Origin of the sequence: Parapedobacter indicus, assembly GCF_900113765.1 — a bacterium.
Classification (GTDB): Bacteria; Bacteroidota; Bacteroidia; order Sphingobacteriales; family Sphingobacteriaceae; genus Parapedobacter; species Parapedobacter indicus.
Map to the genome: position 1 here is coordinate 306,591 of NZ_FOQO01000002.1, position 26,596 is coordinate 333,186.

Sequence of the window (26,596 nt, forward strand, 5' to 3'; positions counted from 1 at the left end):
ATAAAGACACCAGATTTTCAAAAAGTGGATATAGAAATTTGATTTTTTACAAACTCGCTGATAAATTTTACAGCCAGGTGCTGGTATTTTTTCACAGATTCGATAGACAGATTCATCCGTTCAGAGATTTCGGGATTTTTCAATCCTTGTCTTCTGAGGGTAAATACCTGTTGTTGCTGGGGGGGTAATAATTTGACTGCCTGATCAATCAGCTCATATCGATCGCTCGTGCTTTTAGTTTCCACAACGGGTTGTATCAATTCGATTTCCGACAGGTACGCTTCTTTTTTATTCCGTTCGGCCACGATCTGGCGAATGTGGTTCAGTGTATGATTTCTGGATAGGATAAACAGGTAGGCATCAAACCGCTTTACCTGCCGAAGCGCGTGTCTATCCATCCATATTTTGGTAAACACCTCTTGCACAATCTCCGCCGTAACTTCATGATCTTGTGTCAGCCCTTGCACAAACTCGCCTATTTGGTTATAGTAGGCATAAAACAATTTAGCAAACGCCTTCTCATCACCGTATGCGACCTTATTTAATATATCTGTTTCGTTATATAGTTTGTTCAGCGCCATAATTGGAGGCTGGTATTCTGATAACTGGTATACTGCAATACTACTACCTTTTGGAGAAAAAGGCAACCTGTGCTGTCCTGTGATTGGTCACTTTGATGCGAAACGCAACGGAAACGCTCGCATTACTGACGCACCAAGGTTGCTTTCCGCTGCAAGCTCCGTTGGGCACTCGTGGTATTTACGGATCGGCCCTTAGCCGATAGTGCCCCGGTTGGAGTTCATACCGTAAAAATCCTTCTTGCTCCTCGAGCGCTGTAATGTTATCATACTGCGCGATATCTAGACGTTCTTGGGGAAGTAATTCTAATGTGGCTACGCTATTAGGAGGCACGGTAATTTCCAAGGCCAGTCCGCCATTTTCCCGCGACCAATGTGACTTGATGAGACCCTGGGGTGAATCGAAAGCAGCCCTAGCCCATTTTACATCGGTCGCGTTTGGCGATGGCGGCCGAATGATAAACCGACGGAAGCCCGGCGCCTGTGGATCCCGTTTGATTCCAGCCAAACCATCTATGTACCACGCGCCTGGATAGAGATAGGAGCTATGCAGCAACGAATGCCCCGGCAGATCCTTTTCCCACATCTCCCAAATGGTGGTTGCCCCATTTTCTTTCATATAACCCCAGCTGGGGTAGGTGGTTTGGGACACCATGCGATAAATCAGGTCATTTCTTCCCTCTTCACGAAGCAATTTAAAGAGCAATGCCCCACCGGTAATGCCTGCATGGATATGCCCATTCCGGACCTGCAGGATTTCCCGTTCGAGGCGCTGCATGACCTGCGCACGCAAGGTGGCGGGAGGTATTTCTGCCAGTAATGCCGCGGCAAGGTTGGCCATGGAACCATCTGCGTAGCTATCGTCTCCTGCGTTGAAAAACCGGGCATGAATCGCCTTTGCGGATGCATTTGCCTGTTGCTCCCATTGACGTGCTTCGGCTGCTCGGCCCATCACCCGGGCAATTTTGGCAGCCGTCCGCAAGTTAAACACGTAATACGCATTGTTGAGACATAGCGTTTCGGGCTGGTCGTTGTTCATTCCCTCAGCGGTTGCGTTTGGCCACAGCCAATCACCCAGAAAGTCCCATTGACCGCCGAACCGTTGCAACAAACCGTCTTTTGTGTGGGATTGCAAAAAATCAAGCCATCCGGTAATAAGGTGAAAATTAGCTTCCAGTACTTGCTTGTCGCCGTAGTGTTGGTACATAAACCACGGGAGGGTAACCACAATCCCGCCCCAAGCCGGACCGCCGCCACCCCAATAGGTAGGAGCGGTATGCGGAAGAATACCATTGTTCAAGATGCGGCCGCTGGTCATTGCCTTCCGGGCATGATTCGGATCGAGCATGTTGCCAACCATGGGTTCGGTGCCCTGCACATCGCGCCAATCCTGCATCCATTTGGTATAAAATGCGCCCAGCTGATAGTTGAACATTCCCGTCTCGCTAGTGGCGTGCGCGTCGCCACCGTACCCCATACGCTCGCGTTGCGGGCAATCCACGATGAAACCTCCCAGTGAAAGGTTTTCAAACGTCCAACGTACCCGATCGTAAATCCAATTCTGCAACGTATCCGAAGACTCAAATTCAGTGGCGTTGGCGTAGTCCGTTCTGACCATCCAACCACTGATGTCGCTTATATCCGGAGCCTTCCGTAATCCTTGAATGATAATCCAACGACCAGCGCTATAGTTGAACCGATTCCGGAAGGTACCTTTCCCCTTTTTTCCAATTACGTAGGCACTATGAAGGTTAAATGTCATGTCGTCCTGTTCGCGCTCAGAATATGAAAACCGGATGGTGTCACCTTCCTGCCCCCGTACGTTCACTTCAGTCCAACCTGCGAAGTTTACACCCATATCCACCCGGTATGAGCCATCCGGCCGGGCTTCGACACGAACCGGACGAATTCGTTCAAACAATCGGTTGCCTTCTACCAACTGTGCTGAAAGAGCAAGCCGTGTAGGATATTCTGTTGCAACCTTCCAGTTGGTTTCATCGGCGGATGCCCGATTCCAATCCGGTATCTCACGGCGTGCATCCCACAGCTCGCCCCCCATATTCCGAAAATCCCATTTTCCCAGTAGTCTGTTGGGGCTGGGGTGCGTTTTCCAGCTGTCGTCAGTAACCACCACGGCTAGGGGCGCGGCATCATCCGCAGGTGATTCCTCACCGTATATAGCAACCTGAGCGGTTACAATCGGTGTTAAGGGTCGGTCTTCGTTGAGGATATACCCCGGGAAAATCGACCACGAGGTACCCAACCAAAGGGCGATCACATTGGCACCGCGTTTAAGCTTATCCGCAACCTCATAGGTCACGTATCGGGCGCGCTTTGTATGATCACTCACCGCAGGCGCCAATACTTCGCTTCCGATACGTTCGCCATTGACGTATAGTTCATGGTAACCAACGGAAGCTACGTAAATCGTTGCCTTCTTCGGCTGCTGGTCCAAGTTCACCGTTTTTCTGAACCAGGGATCCATAATATTATTTTCACGTGCTGAACGGTCGTAGATTTCGTCACTGCCAATCCATTTACCTTTCCATTCATCGGAACTAAACCATCCGGTTGACCACCTCGCGGGGTCACTCCACGCAGACAGCGATCCACTTTCGTCTTTCACTTGCACTTTCCAGTGATAAGTCCGATCCGAAATAAGTTCCCTTCCTTTATATACGATATGCTGACTTTCATCTGAAGAAATCCACCCACTATCCCAAACGTCACCCTTGTTGCCAGCCAACAAACGGCTTGTGGAGGCCACAAGGATCCGGAAGGCCGTTTGCCGTTGACCGAAACCTCCTTTGTCCGTTGCTTCCAATATCCAACCAAAGCGTGGCTTTTTACTGTCGACGCCCAACGGATTTTCGCGGTATTCGACGACGAGCCGCTGGGGGAAAACACTCGCCCCCGCAGCCGTTCCATGGAAAGACAGGAAAATGGTAACCATTGTGACGAAAGAAAAAAAGTGACTGCGTTTCAACATAAAGCGTATGATTGGTATGAAAGGACTAAAATATAGGTTTTCAACTGTCGGATCATCCTGCACCGTCACGATCCGGCTTCGCAATTCAGAAATCGAGGTGACCGCCGACAAAAACTAATAGTTCCGCCAGGGAACGGTCGAAATAATGCCCCAGGTTGTGGCCGGTATCGTCCAAGAGACGAACCCGATGGTCTACGCCAGCCGACGCTAACATCTTCGCAAACTCACGGAAGGCTTCGGGACGGTCTTTATCTCCGTTTACCAGGTAAAAGCCGAAGCCGCGTTGTTTCCATACAGGCAATGCCGTTTCAACCCGGTCTTTCAATTCCCCATTCTCCAATCGGATACCACCACCTAAACTGGCCGCCACCTTAAACCGTTCCGGATATACCGTCGCCAAATAAACCGCCCCGGCGCCCCCCATCGAGAACCCCACCAGCGCCCGAGATTCCGCGTCCGAAATGGTGCGGTATTCTGCATCGATGTGCGGGATTAGTTCGCTCACGATCATCTGTTCTACATTTCCGCGGTAGCCGCTGCGTCCTCCGTTGGGGAAAACACAAATTACCGGCGGGATGTCTCCCCGTTCGATCGCCTGCGCTACCCGTGAAGAAAAGCCTGCGGCGTCTGAAATTTCAGTTCCTCCCATGCCGTGCAGAAAATAAACGACCGGAAACCGCTGGTCCGTCCCTTTTTTATACGCGGTAGGCGTCCAGACAACAAATCCAACATCGTGTCCCATTGCCTTGCTGTGTAAAACATGATGGCTAAGTCCATCCATTTTCGGAATACCGGGATTCATCCACGACACCGGCGGGCGCGCATTGGCCTGTGATCTCTTTGCGAAATCGCGATACGACTTCAGATGGATACCCCGCTTGGCGATGATATCCTTTACCTTTGGGTCCGTAAACGCCTGTAAAACACCGGTGCGATCTTCCGCAACGTTCTCATACCCCACATGCCCCAAGCCCTGCGTTTCCAGGTCGTCATACGCCGGGTGTTCCACCAACAGATAGTCGCCGGCGGGAAGTTGCTCGAGTTGGGCACGTAAATTTTCAACTTTCATGGAGGCTGTCATTTCACTTCCACTCCATCGCGGAAACCGAGACACCCGAGAAAGGTCTACCGAAAGGTTATATTCGGCCGCCAGTTTATCTAACAGTTGCTTAGCCTCCTCCGAAAAACCCAAGCATCCCATATGTTCCGAGAGGTGTGTCACCTGTGGAATTCGCTTCATGCCAAGCTCGATCTGTGCACGCAGCTCTCGCTCTATTTCTCCGATATCCCACGAAGCACCGGTGATATACGGCGACTCCGGCGACTTGTCGTTTTTCCAAACAAACGGAAAAAAGTAGCCATCGGCATCCGTGATGCTCGGACAGTGGGTAATTGGACGCCATTTTATCCCGGACCATTCGCTGGTCAGGGTCAGGTGAATGCCGACATCCAAATCGGGACGGTCGCGCAGGAGCACTGCTGCTTCTTCAAACCACGGACCGGGAACGATAACTTCCACGGATCTGACAATTCCTTTTTCGTAGGATTCGATGGCCGCAAAATTCACCGATCGGGCAGCGCCCATGTCATCAGCCCGAACCAATAGATTGATGGGTGCTTCCTGGGCCATTGCCCCGAACCCCATCAAAAAAAGTAAGATTAAAAGATGCTGTTTTTTCATAATTCCCTTATTGTGTAACTTCGAGTAACAACCTTCTGTACGAAACCAGTGAAGGCAGTCCCCGGTCGTGCACCTCCAGAATGAGGTGGAATTCAGTGCCGACTTCTGCATCCTCGGGTACCTTGAACAATGCTTTGTTATCTGTATGGTGCTCCACGGGTATGCTTCCCGGACAGGTCCCTGCTTCCCAATAGTTAAACCATTGAAACGTTAGTGAGTCGCCATCTGGATCAAATGATCCCGTCGCTACCAGCTCGATCACTTCGCCGGGTTTCGCCTTTTTTTTTATCGGCCCCACCCCCGACTCACCATTCAGTACCGCTACCGGCGCCCGGTTGGCGCCGCCTGTCGGCCGGATACAACGGTCCAGCCGGGCCATGAAATCCGATTGAAATGCGGATCGCCACCTGGATACCGTATGGCGCTCATTAAGCGTACCGTCAAGAAAGTCGGGTGCATCAATGAACAACTGGTTACGGAGCTTACGGAACCTACCGCCCCATCCGCCCCATTCCGGCCTATCTGCAACGTTAAGTCCGTTGGGAATCAGTGCCAGGAACGACGGCGTGTCGCCTTCCTTCATACCGGCCGTACCATGTCCATCCAGTGGATAAAAATCGGCAAGTGCCCCGTGTCCGTGAACGTGTGTGCGCACCCAATCCCTGTCCGGACAGTCTGTCTGACCGGTTTGATACATGCCGCGGAACACCGATGTCATCGGCTCGCCCGACTTACCCGGGAAGTAATAGCCACTGGCCACGTACAGCAGATCGGGATACGCACGGAGAATCGAATCCCTATGCCCATCTTGATCGCCGATTCCGTATACACGGATTTTCGAGCAAAAAAGGCGAAATTCATCGGCAGAACTGCTTTCTCTGGCTTCCCATAGCGCCTGCGCCAACTCGCGGTGACCACCCCAGACAACGACATAAACCGGTGTATTGGCGTGCCTTACGATTTCGTTAATATGGTTTGCGCCTTCGGACTCCCATCCCCGGCCAACGGATTGGTAATCCGGCAATCCGGACTTGACAATGCTGTGCAAAAACCCCGGTTCCGGGTAACTAGGTGCATAGAACTGGAGCGCGGGATATACCTGTTCATACCGGGAGATGGCTTCTTGTACGATATTTGGATGGGTCTTCAACCCATGCCCCATGGTACTTGTAGCAACAATACCGGTAATATTTAACACATCGGAATACAAGAGCAGCCGCACTAAACTTTGCTGGTCGTCCGGATCGCCACCGATATCCGTCAACACCAGCACACTGGGCCGCTCTTGGGCGTGTGAGACACACACGCCCAAAGCGAATACCCATAAAAACCACCCTCTCATAAACAGCCCATCTATTAATAGCCCGGGTTATTTTCCGTAATGGCACTATTCCGTTCGATTTCGGCTTGAGGCAGCGGGAACAACAAATGCTTGTTCACATCAAATTGTACGGGCGAGGAAAGGTAGGTGCTGAAGCCGCTGATATCACCTGTCCAACCTGCCAAACTGATATCGCCGGCCACATGCCACCGCTTCAGGTCCCACCAACGGTGGCCTTCACCTGCGAGCTCAACTAGCCGCTCGTCCATGATCCACTGCATGATCGTACCTGTACTGGTTTCGCTGGTGGGATAGGCCGCGGGCATACTCCCGTCACCAAATCCGGCAGCTTGAGCCCACGCTCGCGCACGGGCACGGACGTCGTTGATATGACCGATTGCCGCGCTTGGGTCACCCGTTTTCAATGCCGCCTCGGCAGCCAGCAGCTTAACATCGGCGTATCGAAGAATGCGCTCGTTGTTAGCCGATCCTCCGGATCCGCCCCTTAGGTCGTTCGATCCATCCGGTTTGTTATACTTTTGGAAAATTCGGCCTGACAACCCGTCCGACGGATTCAAGAACACACTAATCCGGGGATCCGTACCGTATGCATTTAAGAGTTTCTCCGTGATCAGGTATTTGGTATTGGTAGCATCGTTAAAATCCCCCGCACCCCGAACTTCCATGGAATGTCCCCTGAACACACTCATATTTTCCACGCCGCGCCAAGCGCCGTCGTGTGCAAGGTTCAGGTTGTTGTTACCACTGCTCGGCATGGCCGCCTGAAGTTCATACAACGATTCATCGTTGTTTTCGGTGGTTGCCATAAAATTGTGAAGAAAATCAGGCACCAGCGAGGCCGTGACCGCATTAGCGGCCGTGAGCGCTTCTTGATAGTCAGCTGTGCTGTTGCTGTAGTTACCCCGGAAGACCAATGCTTTTGCTAACAACCCGCGTACAGCGTTTTTAGTAATCCTTCCCCTATTTTCCACCGACCAATTTTCGGGAACTTTCGGGAGTGCATTTTGCAAGTCTGTGATTGCTTGGGTCAGCACGTCCAAAGATTCACTTTTAGGCGTATTGGTCTCTCCAGTTTGTAACCGCTTCGTTACCAGAGGAACAGATCCGAAAATGTTAAACAACTTAAAGTATTGATAAGCTCGGAAAAACAACGCCTCACCTTCCATCATCGCGATTTCTTCAGCCCCATCAAATCCAGAGTAGTCGACATTATTAACTCTGTCTATCACCACATTCGCTCTCGCAATTCCTTTGTAAGCCGAGCTGAAAGCAAACTGCAACCGGGAATTATTTGGGTTAAGCGACCCGTCGAAAAGCTCAAAGAACGTGTTCGCGCCCCGGCTTTCGGTTAAGTCATCTCCCGGAAGCAGCCAGATACCAGAAATCCAGCCGTTGTATCCCACTGCAGAAAAATGGTAATCGTCGTAAATGGTCGCATACACCGCTACCAACGGTCCACGAAAATCCCTGACGGAAGAAAAATAGCTCAACTCGGTCGGAGAAAACGGAGCCTGATCAACCAAGGAGGGATCACAGCTGCTCAGGATGCTTCCAATTGAGCACAAAATCAGAAAAACATATTTTTTCATTACAGTCAATTTTATGTATCTAACACATGAACTACCACTGATTAAAATCTCGCATTCAGTCCTACCGTAAATGTCTTCGGCAACGGAAACTGGTCATTCACGGGATCCACCGTACTCCACCTGTGAAGGTAGATATTATTATTCCCACCAATATAAATCCGCAACGAGCTAACGGTATTTTTGAGACTCGCTAATGCTGAATTCTGGAGGGAATATCCCAATTGCCACGTGTTTAACCGGAAGAAGGAAGCATCCTCAACCCATCTGTCGGAGATGCGGTTGTTTCCTGCCGGATCGCCTACCACTGCCCTGGGAACACTGGTATTCGTATGGGAGGGTGTCCACCGATCAAGTGTCGTTGTCAGGTGGTTGTGCACACCGACCATGCTCTCGAAACGGCGTCTTGTCGAATTTACCCGATCCACGTCCCCTTCGCCGTAGAAATTTGCCACTAAGTCGAAACCCTTCCATCCTACATTCAGGTTCAATCCATACGTATACCCCGGCAGCACATTTCCGATTTCCGTGCGATCAAAGTCGTTTATCTGGCCATCCGGTGTTTTGCTATAAAAAGGCTCCTCGTCGGTGGGGTTACCCTGCACATCCAGAAAATACATATCTCCTGGAGCAACGAGATCGGTATTGGTTACGTTATTATCGGGGTTAGCTGCATAATATGCCTCAATTTCTTCACGCGATTGGAAGATTCCGCCCGTCTTGTAACCCCAAATTGTTCCGATAGACCTTCCCTCTTCAATGCGCACCACATTGTCTGCATGTCTTCTGTGAAGACCGGCAATCAATAAGGGCTGGTCATTGTACAGTTTGGTTACCTTATTCGTGACGAAACTGATGTTACCGGAGACGCCATAATTGAATGCACCCGCTCTATCTTTGAATCCGATCATGAGATCAACGCCTTTATTTTCCAGCTCGCCGATGTTAAATAACGGATTGCTTGTACCGACGGAAAATGGCAGGGAAACGGTTTGAAGGATACCGCTGGTAATTCTTCTGTACCACTCCGCACTCACGCTTAATCGGTTTCTGAACAGCGTCGCATCTACACCGATATTGAGCGTCTTAGCTACTTCCCATGACAGCGATGGATTCGGGAAATCGGCGACGGTCGCTCCATTGTTTAGTACGCCTATCGGATCCCCATTCCCGGATCCCCAGCGGTATGTGGTCAAGCCCGTATTCACCCGCGAAAGGAACGCGTATCTACCCACTGCCGCTTCGTCGTTTCCTGCTTCACCCCAGCCACCGTGCAGCTTCAGATCATTAACAAATTCAACATCGAAAAATGGCTCACTGCTGATCCGCCACGCGCCCGCAAAGGCGTAAAAGTTCCCCCATCTAAACTCGCGGGCAAACCCATTACTAGCGTCTCTACGCATGGATGCATCCAGGTAATATTTCGAGTCATAGTTATAACTCGCCCTTCCCACCATACCGAACCAGAAACGATGGTTCCAACTGTAAAAAGAGTTGTTATTCGCCAAATCGCCACCCCATCCCGTGTATCTGGGATTTTCTGGGAGATTACTAAGGTTATCGGTGTTTAGGTTCACCGTTTCCCGACGATGACGTTGGTCCTGTACGCCTACGACCACATTCAGGTTGTGCTTTTCGACAAACGTTTTTGTATAGTTTGCTGTGAAATCACTTTGATAATTGAAGGAGTTGTTAATCCGGTGTTCTAACCGGGCTACGCTGTTCGGAGCGTTAGGATATTGTGTCCGCGGATTCTGACCGGTCGGCGAAAAATAACTGGTAATGACCATTTGATCCAGACCCCACCTGTCCTGCTTGGTGTAGTCCAGGTTCAAGCTTCCGCGTAAGACAAGACCCTTCAAGGGTGTTAACTCCACGAAGAACTGCCCAAAATTCCGACTCAAATCGAAATACGGGGTATTAAACTCCGCCAGAGCCGCGTAATTCTGGATCGTTCCCTGCCCATATTTTTTCAGCCCCTGCCATGTATCGCCTAATAAATACGGATCAATTACCGTCTCAAATCCGGTTGGATGATTCGGATTGTAGATCGGTTGCCATGGCGGTGCATAAGCCAAAGCTTCCAGATCGCCGCCATAGTTGGTAGACGTCTGATTGGTGTATTTATAATTCACGCCCACTTTTGCCCAGTCCGTTGCTTTAACATTCAGGTTGATAGCCCCTGTATACCGTTTCAAATGATTTTGATTGATGCCTCCATACTGATCAAAGTATCCCCCCGAAACGTAGTAGTCTACCCGTGACGTAGCGCCGGATACCCGCAGCGAATAATTCTGATTCAATGCATTTTTTTCCACCAACTCGTCCTGCCAGTTATAGGTGGTCCGATCCGAAATATAATAGGGACTTTGCGGATCAAACTGGGGATTATACGAAGTCAGCTTCACAAATTCCTGCGCCTCCTCTCGACCATACAGGTTTCTTTCAATACTGACGTCCGGATTCAGGCTGTTTTCGTACATTTCGCTTACTAAACTAACATACTGATCGGTATTGAGCATATTCAACTTCGGCGTATTCTGAACAGCCATATTGGCGTCGAATTCAATAACTGGCCGTTCCGACTTCCCCCGCTTCGTGGTAATCAGCACTACGCCATTGGCCGCTCTACTTCCGTAGATAGCTGCCGCGGATGCATCTTTAAGCACCGAAATCGATTCAATATCATTTGCATTGATCAGATTGAAAATATTCGGTGGTGTACGGAGCGATCCAGAGCTGATCACGTCTTCATTTACATCTCTGGGTGGTTCAAAGATCTGCCCATCGACCACATACAGCGGTTGCGACGTACCGTTCCACGTACCTACGCCACGAACAAAAATTTGAGGGGCTTCATTCGGGTTACCACTCACCGGAGCCACCCGTACACCCGTCGTATGTCCCTGAAGCGCAAACTGAGGCGATGCCTGGGGTATCCTACCGATATCGGCTGCCGTTACCGTGGAAATGGAACCGGTCAAATCTCCCTTCCGTCGTTCCCCGAAACCGACTACCACAACTTCGTCCAGATTACTGATAGTTGGAACCATCACGATATTAAGCAATTGTTGATCGGCCCCAACCGAAACTTCCTGAGGTTGAAATCCCAACAGTGAAAACGCAAGGGTAACCTGAGATGACGGGATCTGAAGTCGAAAATCGCCACGCGCATCCGTCGTTGTAACAGCCGCCGATTGCGCCACTCGGACGGTTACTCCTTCAAGCGGTTCGCGTTTTTCGTCAACTACACGACCGGTTACGATACGTTGTTGCAAAACGGACTGGCTTTCTATGGTCAGCACCTTTTTTGAGATGACAACGTACTTGTCACGAATAAAGTAGTTAAGGGCGAGCCCGTCAAGACATTGATCAAGGACTTCTGCCACTTCCGCATTCTTCGCTTCTACACTGATCTTCGGCGTATTGAACAATGCTCCCGCATCATATAGAAAATTATATCCACTTTGCCGTTTGATTTCCTTAATGACTGTCGACAACGATACATCCTTTCGACTGATGGATACTTTTTGACCAAACGCGAAAACGCTGATGTGCATGCAGATAGTAAGAACAACTGTAAACAATCGCATGAGCAAGGGTTTAATGCGTATCGGGCATAGCCCACCCATACGCTGGTTAGCTGCAAATTTTTTATACATTTGTACTAGGTTTAATAATTTATTGGAAAACGATTATTGAACGTCGAGCGCCGACCACGTCGGGCACTTCATGGCGGCAGGTGCTGGAACACTTGTCGCCATCATTAACAAGCTCGTAAGGTTATTTCATAATAACGATCACACCTCCTTTCTGTTCATAGCGCAAAAGTCCCGTGTACTCCAGCGCTTCCATCAATTCCTCCACCCGATCGAATCGGGGAATATCACCGCCGATCCGCTTTCCGGCCATACCGTCCTTATATTCTACCTCTACGTCGTACCAACGGCTTACTTTTTTCATTACATCGCTGATCTCTTCATTTGAAAAAACAAAGAGGTTGTCTTTCCATGATATGATTTCTTCCGGATCAACCCGGTTCATTCGAAGGAGCGCATCGTTTTCGGAACTGACTACCTGCTGACCCGGCTTCAATACCAAACTGTTTTGGGAATTTGCGTTTACGGTGCCCGTCATTGACACCTTCACCCGGCCTTCGACCAATGTTGTTAGGGTCGTTAGATCGTCGGGATAGGCAGACACGTTAAATTTGGTTCCCAACACTTCAATTCGTTGCGTTTCCGTATGCACCACAAAGGGCCAATCTGCCGCACGCTCAACTTCCAAATAAACTTCCCCCCTAATGGTGATTTCCCGTTGATCGCGATTGAAACGGACCGGATAGGTTACCGTCGAAGCCGCATTGAGCCACAACCTACTTCCGTCTGGCAATACCACCTGATATTGCCGTCCCTTGGGGGTAACAATTGTATTCTCCAATCGTTGGCTGCTAGGGGCAGTTGATGTATCGGTATAATAAATTGCATCGTTGTGAAAGCTGATCTGCATGCCGTCTTCAGACGCCAATACACCATTAATCACGCTGTCTAGGTAAATTGTTCGCCCATCTGCCAAACGAAGCAACGGTTTGTCCGTCGGTGCCGTTGTTACCGTCCGGATTTCCATCGCGTCGGAAGTATCGCCGTCAGACAGCATGTTGCTGCCGAAAATCCATACACCGGCCGCAACCAATAAAACCGCAGCAGCGCCATACCACCATTGAAGCCGATGGAGTGACTTCCGCCGATGAGCTGCCTCGTATGCATGGGTGATACGTTGGTACAACGAGTCGGCGTCCAGTCGCAAGCGATCGTCCGCAACGGTCGTTTCCAACAGTTCCGACAACAAAGACTGCATGTCAGGACTATCGCCGTTGGCAACCACGTATTCAAACAACTCTGTCAGCTCAGAAGTATCGATGTGTCCTGACGTATATTTCACAACCAGTTTCTGTAACCTGTCTTTCTCCATTAGTCTTTTCAAAAAATCGCTCAAGCGCGCTGCAGTCCGCTTTATATAGGTAATACGCTCAACCTATGTGTGCGGGTAGTCAAAAATTATTTTTATTTACGGACTACCAGGTAGTACATGGTTTGATATTTTTCACCATCGAGTTGGAACTGTCCTTCCTTAACGGGAACTTTCGATGAAGTTGGCCGCCCATCATGGTCGAGTACGATTACCTCGAAATCTTTTTTCTGGTTGGCAGTTATCGTCGCTTTTACCGGCTCCAAAAGCAGCTGCGCTTCGCCAATCGACTTCAATGCCGTCGAGTCATTGGCATACGTATATTCCATGCCGGTATTGCGGGCCCGCGCCACGGTTGTAACCAATATACTATCGGTCCGTTGCAGGTTTCCTTGGTGAGAAACATCGGTAATCAACACGATTGCAAAGGGGTTTTCCGTGCGTACCTGCCAATCATCCAAGGTTACGGATTCGTTCTTTGCAAAACCGACAACACCTTTCGTACCGCTCGTATTTATGGTAACGTATTTCTTGGTACCGTAATTCCACTGCAGTTCTCCGGTGGCCGAGGTGATAGCTTGTGAATTCCTGTGCCAGTAATCCGACATATCGATCGGCTCAGTAGTTGAAAACTCGTTTGCAAACTGAATCGGAAAACGCCCGATGGCAAGCATTTCAGGAGGGATAGTACCCGAAAAACGCTTATCGTCGTACCCCTGTTCCACCCATTCGGTAAAACCTAACTTCCCTTCCGCCATTGAAGGGACATGTACCTTGCGGGTAGCCATCACCGGCCCTTCCCTGACATCACCGCGATAAACCATACGCGCAAGCGCCGGGTACAATCCCATATGCAGGGGGCTGGTAGCATTATATACGCCGTGTGCCTCTGACTGTAGAACCGTTGAAAACCGGGGCATATCCGTAGCGAACGAAAACGATGCATCCCAACCCTGCAGTCCCATTCCGTAGATTGCGATAAGCGGCGCTGCCTCCGCAGTCCATTCGTTAGGTACCAAGCTCATCCATTCGGAAAACGAAAATGGCCGGTTGATGACGTCTTGTAATCCAGCACTTAGCAGGCCGGACACCGGCTGGGAAAGCTGTGACACATTTTTCACTTCCCCTTCCTGGATACGGTGGCCTCCTGCACCTCCGCCAAAGTAGTTATGCCGATCGATCATGCCAACTTGATAGTCAGCATGCAGGTTATATACGTGCGAGATCCCGGATCCGGCCTGCCAGCACGATCCCACCAGCACGCCTTTGTATCCCGTAGCACGTACGGCCGCTTCAAACTTTTTGTAAAACTCCACCTGCTTCTCATAGAGAAACCGCATTTTATCAAGCACGTGTGTAGCCATCTGCCTCCCCTCTTTCATCGCGGTTTCGTATTCGACACTGAACAAATTGTGGTTAGGGTCGGGGAAAATATTCCTATGCTGAAGTGTTTCCTCTGCCGGAATATGATCCTTACCCCATGCCGTTTCGAACTTCTCTTGACTGCCATACTTATTTTTCAACCATTGTGAGAATTGGGAGCAAAGCAACTTCCGATAGGTAGGCGCCTGTTTCAACGATTGTCCGATGGCGCTCCAAAAGATATTATCTTCGTTCTGAAATTCGATGAATGCCAAGGCGGGATCGTCCGCATATCGCAACCCCGTGTAGGGATTCACATGGTTAAGCATGTTCACCGTAAGATCAATACTCAATTGCTGCAAATCAGGAGCAAAATTAACTAAACTTGATGTCGACCCATTCAGATGCGACCATGGATAGGTTAGGTTTTTAATTTCGGAATAGGCAAGTAAACGTGAACTGTCCTGGGATAACACCCGATGTCCATATATATGTGACCAGCCGTAATAAATGCCTTTACTGCGTAGCTGGGCCTGAAAATAGTCGAACCGCTTGAATTTTTTCGGGTCAAGCTCAGTAGATCTATTATTGTGGTAAGCATACCATGAAAATTTATGGAACCTTACCGCATTCACTCCATATTTGGCAACGAAATTTACAAAACTGTCAACGCGTTCTCCATCGATGAATGGGAGCTGGCTACAGATGTTAGTCCCCCAAAACTTGACCGTTTTTCCATCTTCAAAAACAAGTTTATCGCCTTCCATCTGCACAAACCCGTGTCGTCCGGCCGGGGCATCCAGCCAAGATTGCATTCCGATTACGCCGGACTCAACGGTGTTGGCGGGCGTAAATGGAAACCAGCGCAGCCGATTTGCATCCGGCTGTTGCGCGAGTACCTGTGTAACCAATAAACTGAAAGAGAAAATAAAAAGCCACCGTTTCTGTTTCATTATATTTTGTACTGACCTCAACGGTTCATTCCATTGAGCCTTTTTGATAGTAGTACGAATCGGAAACGGATACGGGTAGGCAACCCCTGAAAATTTATCTCTTTACCTGAATAATAAAAGTAAAAAAAAGATAATATCGTGTTTATGGAAATGGGCCTTTATGATTTTCAGCGCGTTGATTAAATGGTATTTGACGGTATGCTTTGAAATGTGAAGCCGTTCGGCAATTTCTTCATAGGACAATCCTTCTTGCCGACTCAACGTGAACACCTGATGCTGTTGCTCACTAAGTTTATCCAACGCGTCTCGAGTAATATTCGCTAAATCATCCGACAGGATGCGCTCCTCTGTTTCGTTGGTAACCAATTCCGTGCGTTGCTGAATGTATTCCCTGAAACGTGATGAAGCCGCTGCTTTGCGCCACGCATCGGTCAGCGTCCGGCGGGCAATTGTAAAAAGATAAGGGGCAATTGGTCGGTCCGGATCTAACTTAGATCTATTAAGCCAAAAATTAAGAAATGTATGCTGTACAATTTCCTCACTCTGCTCTTTATTTTTCAGGAAGTTAAAAGCAAATTGATAAATCTTTCCATGAAAGCGATCAAATAACTCACGGAAAGCAAGCTCATCCCCATCCAACAGTCGTCGGCAAAAATCAGGTTCGGGAAGGTGCTTAACTGTCATTCAAATCAATTGGTTAGCCCACTTCCATTCTTCTTTACCGCAACGAAACCTGTCGTTCAACAGCAGAAAATAAAAATCGGCAGAGCAAATGTAACAATTAATTACAAAATATTTGTTTACCGAGCCGATTGAAAAACAGCGCACCGCCAGTTGCGATGCGCCGGTGCGAACGAAGTTCGCTTAGTCTTTAATCATTCCGATCAATTCATCCAGGTGTTGCTCGTACACTCCCCGTGGACTGGTTTCGTGCTTGTGCGCAATGGATGCCGCCATACCAACCACTTCACCCATCATTCCACAGGTACGCATCACCCGTGTACTTCCGAAGGCAACGTGTGTGGTACTGATGTTGCGGCCGGCCATAAACAGGTTCGGCACATTGCGACTGTAAAGGCACCGATACGGAATGGTATAGGGTGCTACGCGGATATGCTTCGTACCGGCGAAAAATTCTTCACCCGGGAAATACAGGCTGTTCTTCTCTTGCGGGAAATGCAGGTCGATTGTCCACGTCGCGGTTACCGTAGCATCGGGGTACATCTTGCCTTCCTGCACATCCATTTGGTTAAGGACGTGGTCGCCCATCAGACGCCTAGATTCCCGTTTACCACCGATGTATGCCACCCACGCCAGTTCCCTTTTTCCATATTTCTCGGGTTTATTATTTTTCAGGTACGACCAGTTGCCGTATACCGCCCGCAGGTTATGGTCTCGGATTTTCTCTGCCTCCGTAATCGTATTCATGTTGCCGAAACCTGTTTCCCATTGCCAGTCTGACTTCGTCTCATCGATGTGGTATTCATCCGAAAACGGAAGTGCCCATGGAGTTTCAGGGAATGCCGTTACCGAGTCCACGGGCAGCGAGGCCCAAAGATTGGACGTTCCGAGCGTAAAATTATCCGATTTTTCGGGAGCAAACGATTCGCCCGTTTCTGCGCGGCTTTCCCTGCCCATGCGGTAATCGGCACCGGCCAGGAACCCTATCGTTCCGTCGCCCGTGCAGTCCGAAAAATAAGTTCCCGTAAAACGGGTTTCCTGATTGGTCCGTATATCCCTTCCAATTACCGCCGCAATGCGGTCGCCGTTCATTTCCACCTGATACACGTGCGTATTGAGGAACAGGCTGATATTTTTTTCGTACTTGATGATATCGGTCTTCCGCTTATCGCCATACTCTTTTGCGTCCGGATTACCGTTCCCGGGGTCGCCGTTATCCAATTCCCTGACAATGCGTCCCAGCTTCGGATAGTGATTTTTATCCACATCGCCCATCAGGTGCACCCGCACTTCGGAGCTGTTATTTCCTCCCAATACCGGGCGATCCTGGATCAGCGCAACCGTCAGCCCAAGGCGTGCCGCAGAAATCGCTGCACAGGTACCTGCAATACCACCGCCCACCACAACCAGGTCAAAGTGTCCGGCCTCTTTACGTGTATCATCCAGGTTAAGCAATTCTTTCCGGAGAGAGGCCATACCGACCGAATCCTGCGGAGGTTCCGCCGCCGACCGCGTAAACAGCAGCGCATCGCAGCGGCCGTTAAAACCTGTCAAATCTTTCAACCGGATTTCGACGCTATCCCGGTCGATCGTAACTTTCCCCCCGTTGTACCACATCCAATCGACCTTTCCGCTTTCGCCGAATACTCCGCCTACCGGCTTGCCATCAATCCACACCTCAAACTTCCCCGGTCCCTTGGGAAAAGGTGCCCAGTCTTTCGTGCGTACCCAAAAGTGGTATGTGCCTTTTTCTGCAAAACGCACATGGGTCACCGCGTCCGCCACGGGGCGTCCCATTCCATGTGCCATCAGGTAAGAAGAATGAATCACCGGAAATGACTGCTGATCGACTACCCAACCCCCTGTCTCGTCGAACGACTCTGCCTCTATCAGTACCTGACTCTGTGCCAAACCAAGATGGAATAAGCCGAGTAACAAGGACAGGGAAGCAACGTATTTTCTTAACCGTTTGTTCATGATCTTTTAGTTAGTAACTGTTCAATTTTAGTAGCTATCTCTTCATTAAAGTCGCGCCTATGCATTTCCAGGGTATTTTTCAGTTCCCTTTTTAAGGGTATCTCTCCCATTTTCGCAAGCAGCGCGAGCTGAAGCCGGTAATTGGCACCGATAAACAATTGGCCCAGCCACCGTTGGCGCTCGGCACTTTGCAGGTAACCGGAATCGATCGCTTTCAATACCCGTTGCGCCAAAAAAACATTTGGGCTGCCGATCAGGTTGACTACATCCTGTTCAAATTCGGATGCTACCTTACCCTGTTCGTCCATTAGTCGGTCTAGCGCATAATGCTGGTAACGGTAGTTGCCGCTACGCAGGAAATGCGATAGCAGCGCCGGTGAGGCCAATGAATCGGTAACCGAGGCAATCGTATCCCGCACGCGGCCGTGAACGATGTGCCAGAGTGTATAGCACGTATAAAGGGCACCCGGGATGACGACAGCCTGCAGGGATTTGGCCGTCGCTCCAGTCACGGCGTCCACGTCTCCCCCTGGACGGGCATTCGTAGTCGATTCAACGAGTTCTTCAATTTCATACTCTTTGAGCAGCGACTCGGCGTCCAGCAGCATGTCATGAAGCCTTCCGTATTCTTCCGGTGTAAACACTACGTGGTCCAACTTGGTTAATGGTTGGTTCAACGGCACTTCATAACGCAGGTAATTGCCCAGCAGATCCCAGTATAGGTCGATATACACCGGCTTGCAGAGGTCGTCCTCGCAAACCGGTGTAAAGACATATGCGTGGTAGTATGCCGGATTCCCAGCGCTGTCTTTCTGCAACTGTACGGTATAACTGACGCCGTTGTATTCATCGACGGTACGGGCTACCGAGTCTGCATAAAAAGACGCCTCCCGTGCCTCAGCCGCATAGGCGGCCCCGATCAACCAACAAACCAGTAATGCTTTATTCATAATTTAATATCGCCGTAGCCTGGCAGTCCGTATTGCTAACCAAGCGGATCCACCGGGCTTGGAAAGCCTCCGGAAATACGTAATCCACGTTTTGTCCGGGAGCCACGTTCCAGTGCTTATAATCTACCCACATGCCTTGCCCCGTAGGGTCGGCCTGCAGGGTAAAAGTAACTTCTTTTTCGGAATCATGCAAAAGATGCAGGTTACGTTTGTCGTAAAACGCGATTAAATAAGGGTCCGAAGGTACATTTGCCCTAATTTGGGTACGATTCCAAGGACCGCCGTGTCCAGTGGGCTTTCCAAGTTTCCACAAATCATCGATTGCCCCTACCCAAACGGCAGCTTTGCCGTCATTGGCTACAACGATGTGCTCACTGCTACGCGCCTTTATGCGTTCGGGGTTAATGCCCGTCATGACGAGCATGCCCCGGTAAGAAGCGTAATCCTGGATGCCGTAGGGATGAGAAGCAACCGGTCTGATTTTCGCGTACCCATCTGCATTTTCTGCAGGAAGTTCGTAAAAAGTACCGTGGCACGAAAACAAGTCGCGCTCGGTTGCCACTTCGCGGCAGATCCGTAGTTCACCCGCGTTGGTAGCAGCCGAATAGGATGCGGGACCAAAAGGTAGTCTCCAGCGCCGTCCTTTGTCATCAACCACTAATACCGAAGCTTCATCAATCGTTACCACTTGTTTCGGAATGGCAAAGCGTTCGCGGATGAAAGATTCCGTCGTGTCGTCTGTTTTCTTCACCAATTTCAAGTGTTCATCCAGTTCGTAGTAACCTGTAGGACGCGATGTCCCCTCGGTCACGGTCGTTGCCGCCAGTCCCAATGCACGACGATCATTTCCCAGCCCATACAGCAATCCGCCGGTGTACGCGGATTGGGAGATGGAGCGCAGCCCCGTAAAGATGCCATCTGGATTGTTATCCCGATCCTCCATAGCAGTATAACTGAATTGGATCGATAGCTTTGCAGGTACGTCCACCCGTGCACGAATCCACTCTCCTTGATCGCGACCCGAGAACAGATGGGAAATACCACTTTTTGCCGGCACGTTTATCGTATGGAGTGTGGTCCACTTTCCGGCACCTTTGGTGTCCACCTCAAACGTTACCTTCACATTGTTGTCGCTCTCATTCTGTATCCAGGCCATGCGTTTGGCCCATCCCGCAAAAAGAAACGGTTCAGATGGTGTATCGGGTGTTACCTCTTCCGCCATCCAAATAGCCCCTTCAGCAGTTGTGGGTCCCAATTCATCGGGCAGTGTGTATGAAGTGAACCATAAATTGGAATTGGATTGCCCCGGCCCCTCAATATCTCCTTTTGCTTTCCGTTTGTTGAGGAACTCCCGCTGTGCCGAGTCGTCGCACCCGAAGACTAAACCACCCCCCCAACGGGTAAAATCGCCAACCACCTTCAGGTAAGCCGACCGTGGCCGGATGCCTGCACTGCTGACAGAACTGAATGCACCTGGGAACCTCCAAAACATGCCGTGCATGGTCATGAGGTAATCGGGTTCCGACGCTGTCCCTATATTCCGTATCCTAGGCCACTCCGTATTCCATCCGTGGGCGCCATCGTAACTGTGACTGGCTTTGGGTAATCGGTAAAAATGCCACGATTCATGATCGCGCACTCCCAACACCAACGACCGGTGATCCCATCCGATGGTCCAGATGGGGTCCGACTCGGGATGTTGATTCCCCCGAATGCCACCCGGCCCGGTAACTTCGGTAAATTGCATCCGGCGGATCAGTTTCCAGGATTTACCATCCCATTCGCTTAACCCGCCCGACGGTGCATCAAATTCCTCCTGCGCCCGTTTTCCCCGTTCGCCGTTGTTGCTATACACGACCACTCCTTGACCGGAATACATCCCTTTGCCATGCCAACCGACAAGCTCTGCGCGCGGCACGCCACGCGTATCTGCATCTTTGAGGTTCTCATCCGAGGCGATCCAGGTGGGCTTGAGCGTATGTACATCGACGTCGTAAAATCCTTCTTCCATGGTGCCGTAGTAAATACGGTTGGCAGGGTCGGTTAGGTGCCTCGCATTGCCCGTATGCCGACCGGGCATATCGCTATAAGGGATCACACGGACATTTCCGGCCGCATCAATGGCGTATGGACCGATGAACAGTTGGTTGCTTTCGGGGTGAATCATCCGGTTTGCCGGCGTGCCGCCGATGCTTTCCTCACGGACAACCCGTTTGAGGTCGGGCGTGATTTCATACAATTTATCCGATGAGCCGTGGGGTAGGTGCGGACCATAGGTAATCGCCCACAACCTGCCCGCCCAGGGTACGACCGCTCCGGTGCCGCATTCACCTTCGTTGTTATACATCGCCAAGTGCGGATAGATACCGCTAACCGATTTAATACCTGCAGGTTGCTGCCCCCAGCCAACTACCGGAAGCAGGAGCCCCGCAACGAGTAAACGGCTAATTCTATGTAATATCATCCTCTTCGTTATCATAAATTAAGTTAATAATTCGGATTCTGTGTCAGTCCGCTGGTTAACACCTCTGTGGAAGGGATCGGCCAAAGGTACTGGCGGGTCGCGTCAAATTTACGCACTGCCAATTGTTTGATCAACCCCGCTCCTGCCAATGCCGAAAAGTCGGCCACTCCGTCTTCATCTATTTCAGGGGTTTCCGGAAAGAACCACAGATCTTTGCTGGTTACCTTTGCGCGGAGGTCAGCTGGGTCAAGTAGGCCATAATTAGGCTTATTCAGTGCCTTCTCAGCAAGTTGCCAACGAATCAGGTCCATGTAACGGATTCCTTCCAATGCGAACTCCATGCGTCGCTCGATCCGCACCTGTTGACGCAAAGAAGCTTGATCGGCCAACGTTACTGCCGGATACGCATCCGTGGTTGCAGGATCGACGCCATATGCCCGGGCGCGTACTTGATTGATTGCGTTTATCACGGACTCATCGATCTCATTCAGCTCGATTTTTGCTTCTGCATATAGTAACAATACATCTGCAAACCGGATAACGATCTTGTCGGGTTCTGTTTGCCAAGAGTTCAACAGCCAATCGCCGTCGATTCCCTTTTTCCATACGAGGCCGTTGAATGAGGCATACTCGGCAACGGAACGCGTATCGCGGTTTTCAACCAACTGTCCGGTTGATACTTGACGCACTTTGAGTGTATCGGGATGTGGTTCGTAGATATAGCCGAGGTGTTCGGCTCCAAAAGGAACGATGGTGGCTGCACAACGCGGGTCGCGGTTAGCGAACGGTTCCCTTGGATTAAACACATCGGATTCGTCTATCGGCTTGCCATCTGTACACAGAAACGCGCAGAATAAGTCCCACGACGGATCCTTGGCTGCCCATCCCCCCGCATTCCGGGTTACATAATTCTGGGCATCTCCCTTCGTCACTTTCAATTCGATAGACCGGGGGAAACCAAATACCACCTCAGGCGAATTTTTGGTCTTCGACAGGAAAAGTTCGGCAAAATTTGGATGCAACGTATAAACTCCCAAGTCAATGCAATCTTTCGCTGCGTCCCTTGCCGTTATCCAATCACCCATATAAGCCGCAATGCGAGCTTTCAATGCGTACGCTGCACCTTTCGTGGCACGCTTTAATTCACCGCTTCCGAATTCTGCTTTCAGGTGTTCCGCGGCGTAGTCAAAATCCTCGTATATTTTTTCCAGTACGAAAGCCGGCTCGCTCTGCCCAAGTTCCAATGCTTCATCGATATCCAGCATTTTGTCGCTGTATACGATGTTCCCGTAATGGGATAACAGGTACGCATATTGGGCTGCGCGCACAAATCGGGCTTCGGCGGCGTAGCGCTCAATTTCCTCCTCGGACAACACGTCAGCTGCCCGTTCCACGCTTTGAACGACATTATTGGCACGGGCGATGCATTTATAAGCGTTCGTCCAACGGTCTTTGACAAAACCTGTCTCCCCATTTAGGGTCGCTCCAGTAATCGGTGTGGTGGCATCGCGATAGATCCAGTCGTCCGTCCATTCGTCATTGTCTTCCGGCCAAAAGACATGCTTGTAAAAGCCGTTTAAGGACATTTCGATTTCATCTGCCGTCGAGTTCCAGGTCTCGCTGGAACCATCGGATAGTGGATTTAAGTCAAGTTTGCCGCATGCTGTCCAAAGGACGATTCCACTTACTATTAATAAATACCGTAGTCTTTTCATTTTTATTTCCCTTTCCATTATCATCCTTAAAACCGTATTGCCGCGCCGATTAAATATGTTCTCGTAATAGGATATCCCAATGATGTATTTTCTGGATCCCATCCTTTAGGAAAATTGTGTTTTACGAATACATCATTTACGGTTCCGTAAAGACGTATACTGCCTATACCAACCCGCTCCAGCAATGCCGCCGGTAAATTGTATCCCACTGAAATATTCTTCAACCGCAGATATCCTCCGTTGATCAGCCAATAGTCAGACATGGCGTAATTGTTTCCAGCCGATGTATTCGAATACCTGGGATACAGAGCCGACCTATTTACCTCTTCTGTATTGTAATGGCTCCATGAATTGCCATCCAAAATAATCGGGAAGTTTCCATAGTTTTCTAGCAGAGGCCTAACAATGTGTGTAGATAAACGTGAATTTCTTTTACCTACCCCTTCAATTACAATACCGAAATCCCATTGACGATAACCCACATTCACATTTCCCCCGAACATATACCTTGGCAACGAGCCTCCGAGAAATACTCGGTCGTACTCGGGCGATATCTTCCCATCGGGAGTTCCCTCGGGGCCGCTGATATCCCGATATCGCACATCCCCGGGTGCAACATTCGCATTGAGTGTAGCCGAGTTATCCACTTCTTCCTGCGTTTGGTAAAGACCATCGGAAATATACCCGTACCATTCGTTGAATTCGCTTCCTTCTACTTTGATCTGGTCACCTAAAAATTCGGTTCCGCCTAAGTTTCCCATACGCGAACGGAAATCAGACACATTGAAAGATGCGTTGTAATGCCAATTGTCAAACCGTTCTCTCCATCCCACTTGTGCTTCCCACCCCCGTGTATACATATTTCCGGTATTCTGATAGGGATTATCAAACCCGACAAAATCCGGTATCTCCAATTCGAGAAGTATATCCTTCGTTGTTTTCTGATAATAATCAAACACCACACTTAGGCGATTATCCAGAAGATTTGCATCTACACCGATATCATAAGAATGCGTGGTTTCCCAAGTAATATCACGGATAGCATATTGCCATTGTGCGGCCGACTGCGCGGACACCACGTTATTTCCGTTATAAAACAAGGAATTGTTTTCAAAGCGTAAAATAGCTTGGTAAGGATAGTTTCCAATACGTTCATTGCCTAAAGTTCCCCACGATCCACGGATCTTCAGAAATGACAATATGCCGTTTTTATTAAAAAATGGCTCTTCTGTCACAACCCAGCCAGCAGAAATCGATGGGAATGCCCCCCAACGGTAGCCAGGAGCAAACCGGGAAGAGGCATCATAACGTAGGTTACCCTGCAGAAGGTACCTGCTTTTATAGTTGTAGCTGACTCGACCAAACCACGACCGATATGCATTTTCGTAAGCATTCCCATTATTATCACGAAAAGCAAGTGGTCCAAGGTTTAGATACGGATAATTATCCAAATCGTATTGATCACGCGAGGCCCCCAGATTTTCATTGAACGCTTTGAAATATTCATAACCTGCCAACAATCCCAATTGGTGGTCACCAAATTTTTTGTCGTAATTGGCTAAGAATTGCACCGTATAACGATAATCATCATTCCTGCTTTCTGATAAATTCGTATTCGTTGCACCTTCAATATAACCCGCAACTTGATCTGGACTAGACCAAGTTGTATAGGGTATCTGCTTGTTAAAAATCTTTCCCTTATTCATATTAAGAAAGGGAGAAAAAATACCCGACAGCTTTAATCCGTCTAAAGGTTTATAATCTATGTTTATCTTGCCACCCAGTTGATTATACCACGCATTATTGAACCCCCCGTGGTTCAAGCGGGCATAAATATTAGCTCCATCCTTACCAGCGCCGATCCTACCATCGGACCAAATAGCGGCATAAATTGGTGGCACGATACCCATTTTATATAGCGGATCCATAATAGGCTGTTTCGATATCGTTCGTTTAAAGTTAATATCCATCGATGCCGAAATCCGATCACCAATCGTAGCATCTGTATTGATTCGGCCTGTCAGTCGTTCGTAGGAGCGGTGATTGTGTAACGCGTCAATCCGGTCATAAGCTAGCGAGGCTCGTGAGCGAATCGTTTCTCCGGCACCATAGATACTCAGTATATGACTTTGTCGGGGTGCAGCATTCTTCATGATAAGACCCTGCCAATCCGTATCCGGGAATTCGTCTGGTCGTTCCTGATTCAGGGAAACGTAATTATCTATTACATCCTTTGGATAGTTTGGATATTCATTATCGTTATTACCATTGTCGTTCCATCGGAGTTCATTGACCAGTTGCATAAATCGCACAGCGTCGACATATTCAGGCGTTGCTGTTGGTGTTTCCCAACCTTGCTCAAAATTGTATTCGATACCAGATTGGCCTGCTTTTGCCCGTTTTGTGGTAACCAATATAACTCCAGAAGCAGCCCGCGAGCCATATATCGAAGCAGAAGCAGCATCCTTTAACACGGAAATATTATCGATGTCGTTGGGGTTAATAGAATTAATATCGTCTATAGGCACACCATCAAGAATAATCAACGGGTTAGATCCTGCGTCTGTAAGAGTTGTTATACCCCGTACACGTATAGTTGCCGAGGCGCCCGGAGCATTACCACTGCGCGTAACCATCAAACCCGGCACCGCACCCTGCAAGGCAGTGGATACTTGGGTGGTCTTACGCGCCGCGATCTCCTGTCCCTGCACAGAAGAAACTGCTCCTGTGAGGTCCTTTTTCTGCATCGTACCATACCCAACGACCACCACTTCTTGTAAATCCGACTTATCCGGCTGGAGTACAATCGACAGTGGTTGGGCGCCTGATGTACTCACTTCCTGCGAAACAAACCCTAAATAGGACACGATCAAAACAGCGTCCGCTGATGGAATTTCCAATGTGAAGCGACCATCATCTCCGGTCGTCGTACCGATGTGACTGGCTCCTTTAACCGACACACTTGCTCCCTCCAACGGCGCTCCAGTATCGTCATGTACGATGCCTGGGATGACACGCTGCTGTTTCGTGGGCGCTTTAGAAGATACCCCCCGTCGTGCTGCAATAATATTAACCGTTCCTCCGATAATGCGGTATTCCAACCGGTTCGGAATCAGCACGGCATCTAAAATCTCTTTGATGGACTTATCCTGTAATTCAATGTCCATCTTTCCACACCGTGCGATGAGTTCTTCTTCGTAGAAGAACTTAAGACCGGTTTGCTTTTTTAAATCAGCAAGTATGTGGGCTACTGTCGTGCCCTTGTACGAAACTGACAGTGGCTGGGCACGTGTCTCCGCCTTGGCGGAAACTACCAATACCACCCAAACAAATAATAGAAGTTTCCTCAT

At 49.5% G+C, this 26,596-nt stretch carries 14 protein-coding genes; all 14 read right to left on the reverse strand.

Features of this window, described 5'->3' with window-relative positions; genetic code table 11:
- Positions 1-17 precede the first annotated feature (17 nt).
- A complete protein-coding gene (locus tag BMZ56_RS04995) occupies positions 18-581 on the reverse strand; it encodes an RNA polymerase sigma factor (protein ID WP_090624960.1) in 564 nt (187 codons plus the stop codon).
- A 178-nt stretch (positions 582-759) separates the two neighbouring features.
- On the reverse strand, positions 760-3,567 hold the full coding sequence (locus BMZ56_RS05000; protein WP_245893083.1) for a family 78 glycoside hydrolase catalytic domain: 2,808 nt from the start codon (positions 3,565-3,567) through the stop codon (positions 760-762).
- An 85-nt stretch (positions 3,568-3,652) separates the two neighbouring features.
- Entirely contained in the window at positions 3,653-5,248 is a 1,596-nt protein-coding gene (locus BMZ56_RS05005; RefSeq protein ID WP_177195034.1) for a ChbG/HpnK family deacetylase, read from the reverse strand.
- Positions 5,249-5,255: 7 nt separating this feature from the next.
- Positions 5,256-6,590, reverse strand: coding sequence for a DUF1593 domain-containing protein (locus BMZ56_RS05010; RefSeq protein ID WP_090624966.1), 1,335 nt, complete (start codon positions 6,588-6,590; stop codon positions 5,256-5,258).
- Between the two features lie 14 nt (positions 6,591-6,604).
- On the reverse strand, positions 6,605-8,179 hold the full coding sequence (locus tag BMZ56_RS05015) for a RagB/SusD family nutrient uptake outer membrane protein (RefSeq protein WP_090624969.1): 1,575 nt from the start codon (positions 8,177-8,179) through the stop codon (positions 6,605-6,607).
- Positions 8,180-8,220: 41 nt separating this feature from the next.
- Entirely contained in the window at positions 8,221-11,838 is a 3,618-nt protein-coding gene (locus BMZ56_RS05020; protein WP_090624972.1) for a TonB-dependent receptor, read from the reverse strand.
- Positions 11,839-11,959: 121 nt separating this feature from the next.
- Positions 11,960-13,147 carry a FecR family protein gene (locus tag BMZ56_RS05025; RefSeq protein WP_090624975.1) on the reverse strand — a complete coding sequence of 396 codons (1,188 nt, stop codon included), beginning with the start codon at positions 13,145-13,147 and terminating at the stop codon, positions 11,960-11,962.
- A gap of 92 nt (positions 13,148-13,239) precedes the next feature.
- Positions 13,240-15,459, reverse strand: a complete 2,220-nt coding sequence (locus BMZ56_RS05030; RefSeq protein WP_090624978.1) for a beta-galactosidase — start codon at positions 15,457-15,459, stop codon at positions 13,240-13,242.
- A gap of 102 nt (positions 15,460-15,561) precedes the next feature.
- Positions 15,562-16,143 carry an RNA polymerase sigma factor gene (locus tag BMZ56_RS05035; RefSeq protein ID WP_090624981.1) on the reverse strand — a complete coding sequence of 194 codons (582 nt, stop codon included), beginning with the start codon at positions 16,141-16,143 and terminating at the stop codon, positions 15,562-15,564.
- A gap of 180 nt (positions 16,144-16,323) precedes the next feature.
- Positions 16,324-18,117: an FAD-dependent oxidoreductase gene (locus BMZ56_RS05040; RefSeq protein WP_090624983.1), complete on the reverse strand. Its 1,794-nt coding sequence runs from the start codon at positions 18,115-18,117 to the stop codon at positions 16,324-16,326.
- The gene (locus BMZ56_RS05045; RefSeq protein WP_090624986.1) at positions 18,114-19,067 is read right to left on the reverse strand and encodes a hypothetical protein; all 954 of its coding nucleotides are present in this window, start codon (positions 19,065-19,067) and stop codon (positions 18,114-18,116) included. Before BMZ56_RS05045 ends, BMZ56_RS05040 begins: the two co-directional genes overlap by 4 nt.
- Positions 19,060-21,531 (reverse strand): hypothetical protein, encoded by a 2,472-nt coding sequence (locus BMZ56_RS05050; protein ID WP_090624990.1) that lies wholly within the window; start codon positions 21,529-21,531, stop codon positions 19,060-19,062. Before BMZ56_RS05050 ends, BMZ56_RS05045 begins: the two co-directional genes overlap by 8 nt.
- A 23-nt stretch (positions 21,532-21,554) precedes the next feature.
- Positions 21,555-23,246, reverse strand: coding sequence for a RagB/SusD family nutrient uptake outer membrane protein (locus BMZ56_RS05055; RefSeq protein WP_090625782.1), 1,692 nt, complete (start codon positions 23,244-23,246; stop codon positions 21,555-21,557).
- A 26-nt stretch (positions 23,247-23,272) separates the two neighbouring features.
- Complete coding sequence (locus BMZ56_RS05060; protein WP_245893084.1) at positions 23,273-26,596, reverse strand: TonB-dependent receptor; 3,324 nt, start codon at positions 26,594-26,596, stop codon at positions 23,273-23,275.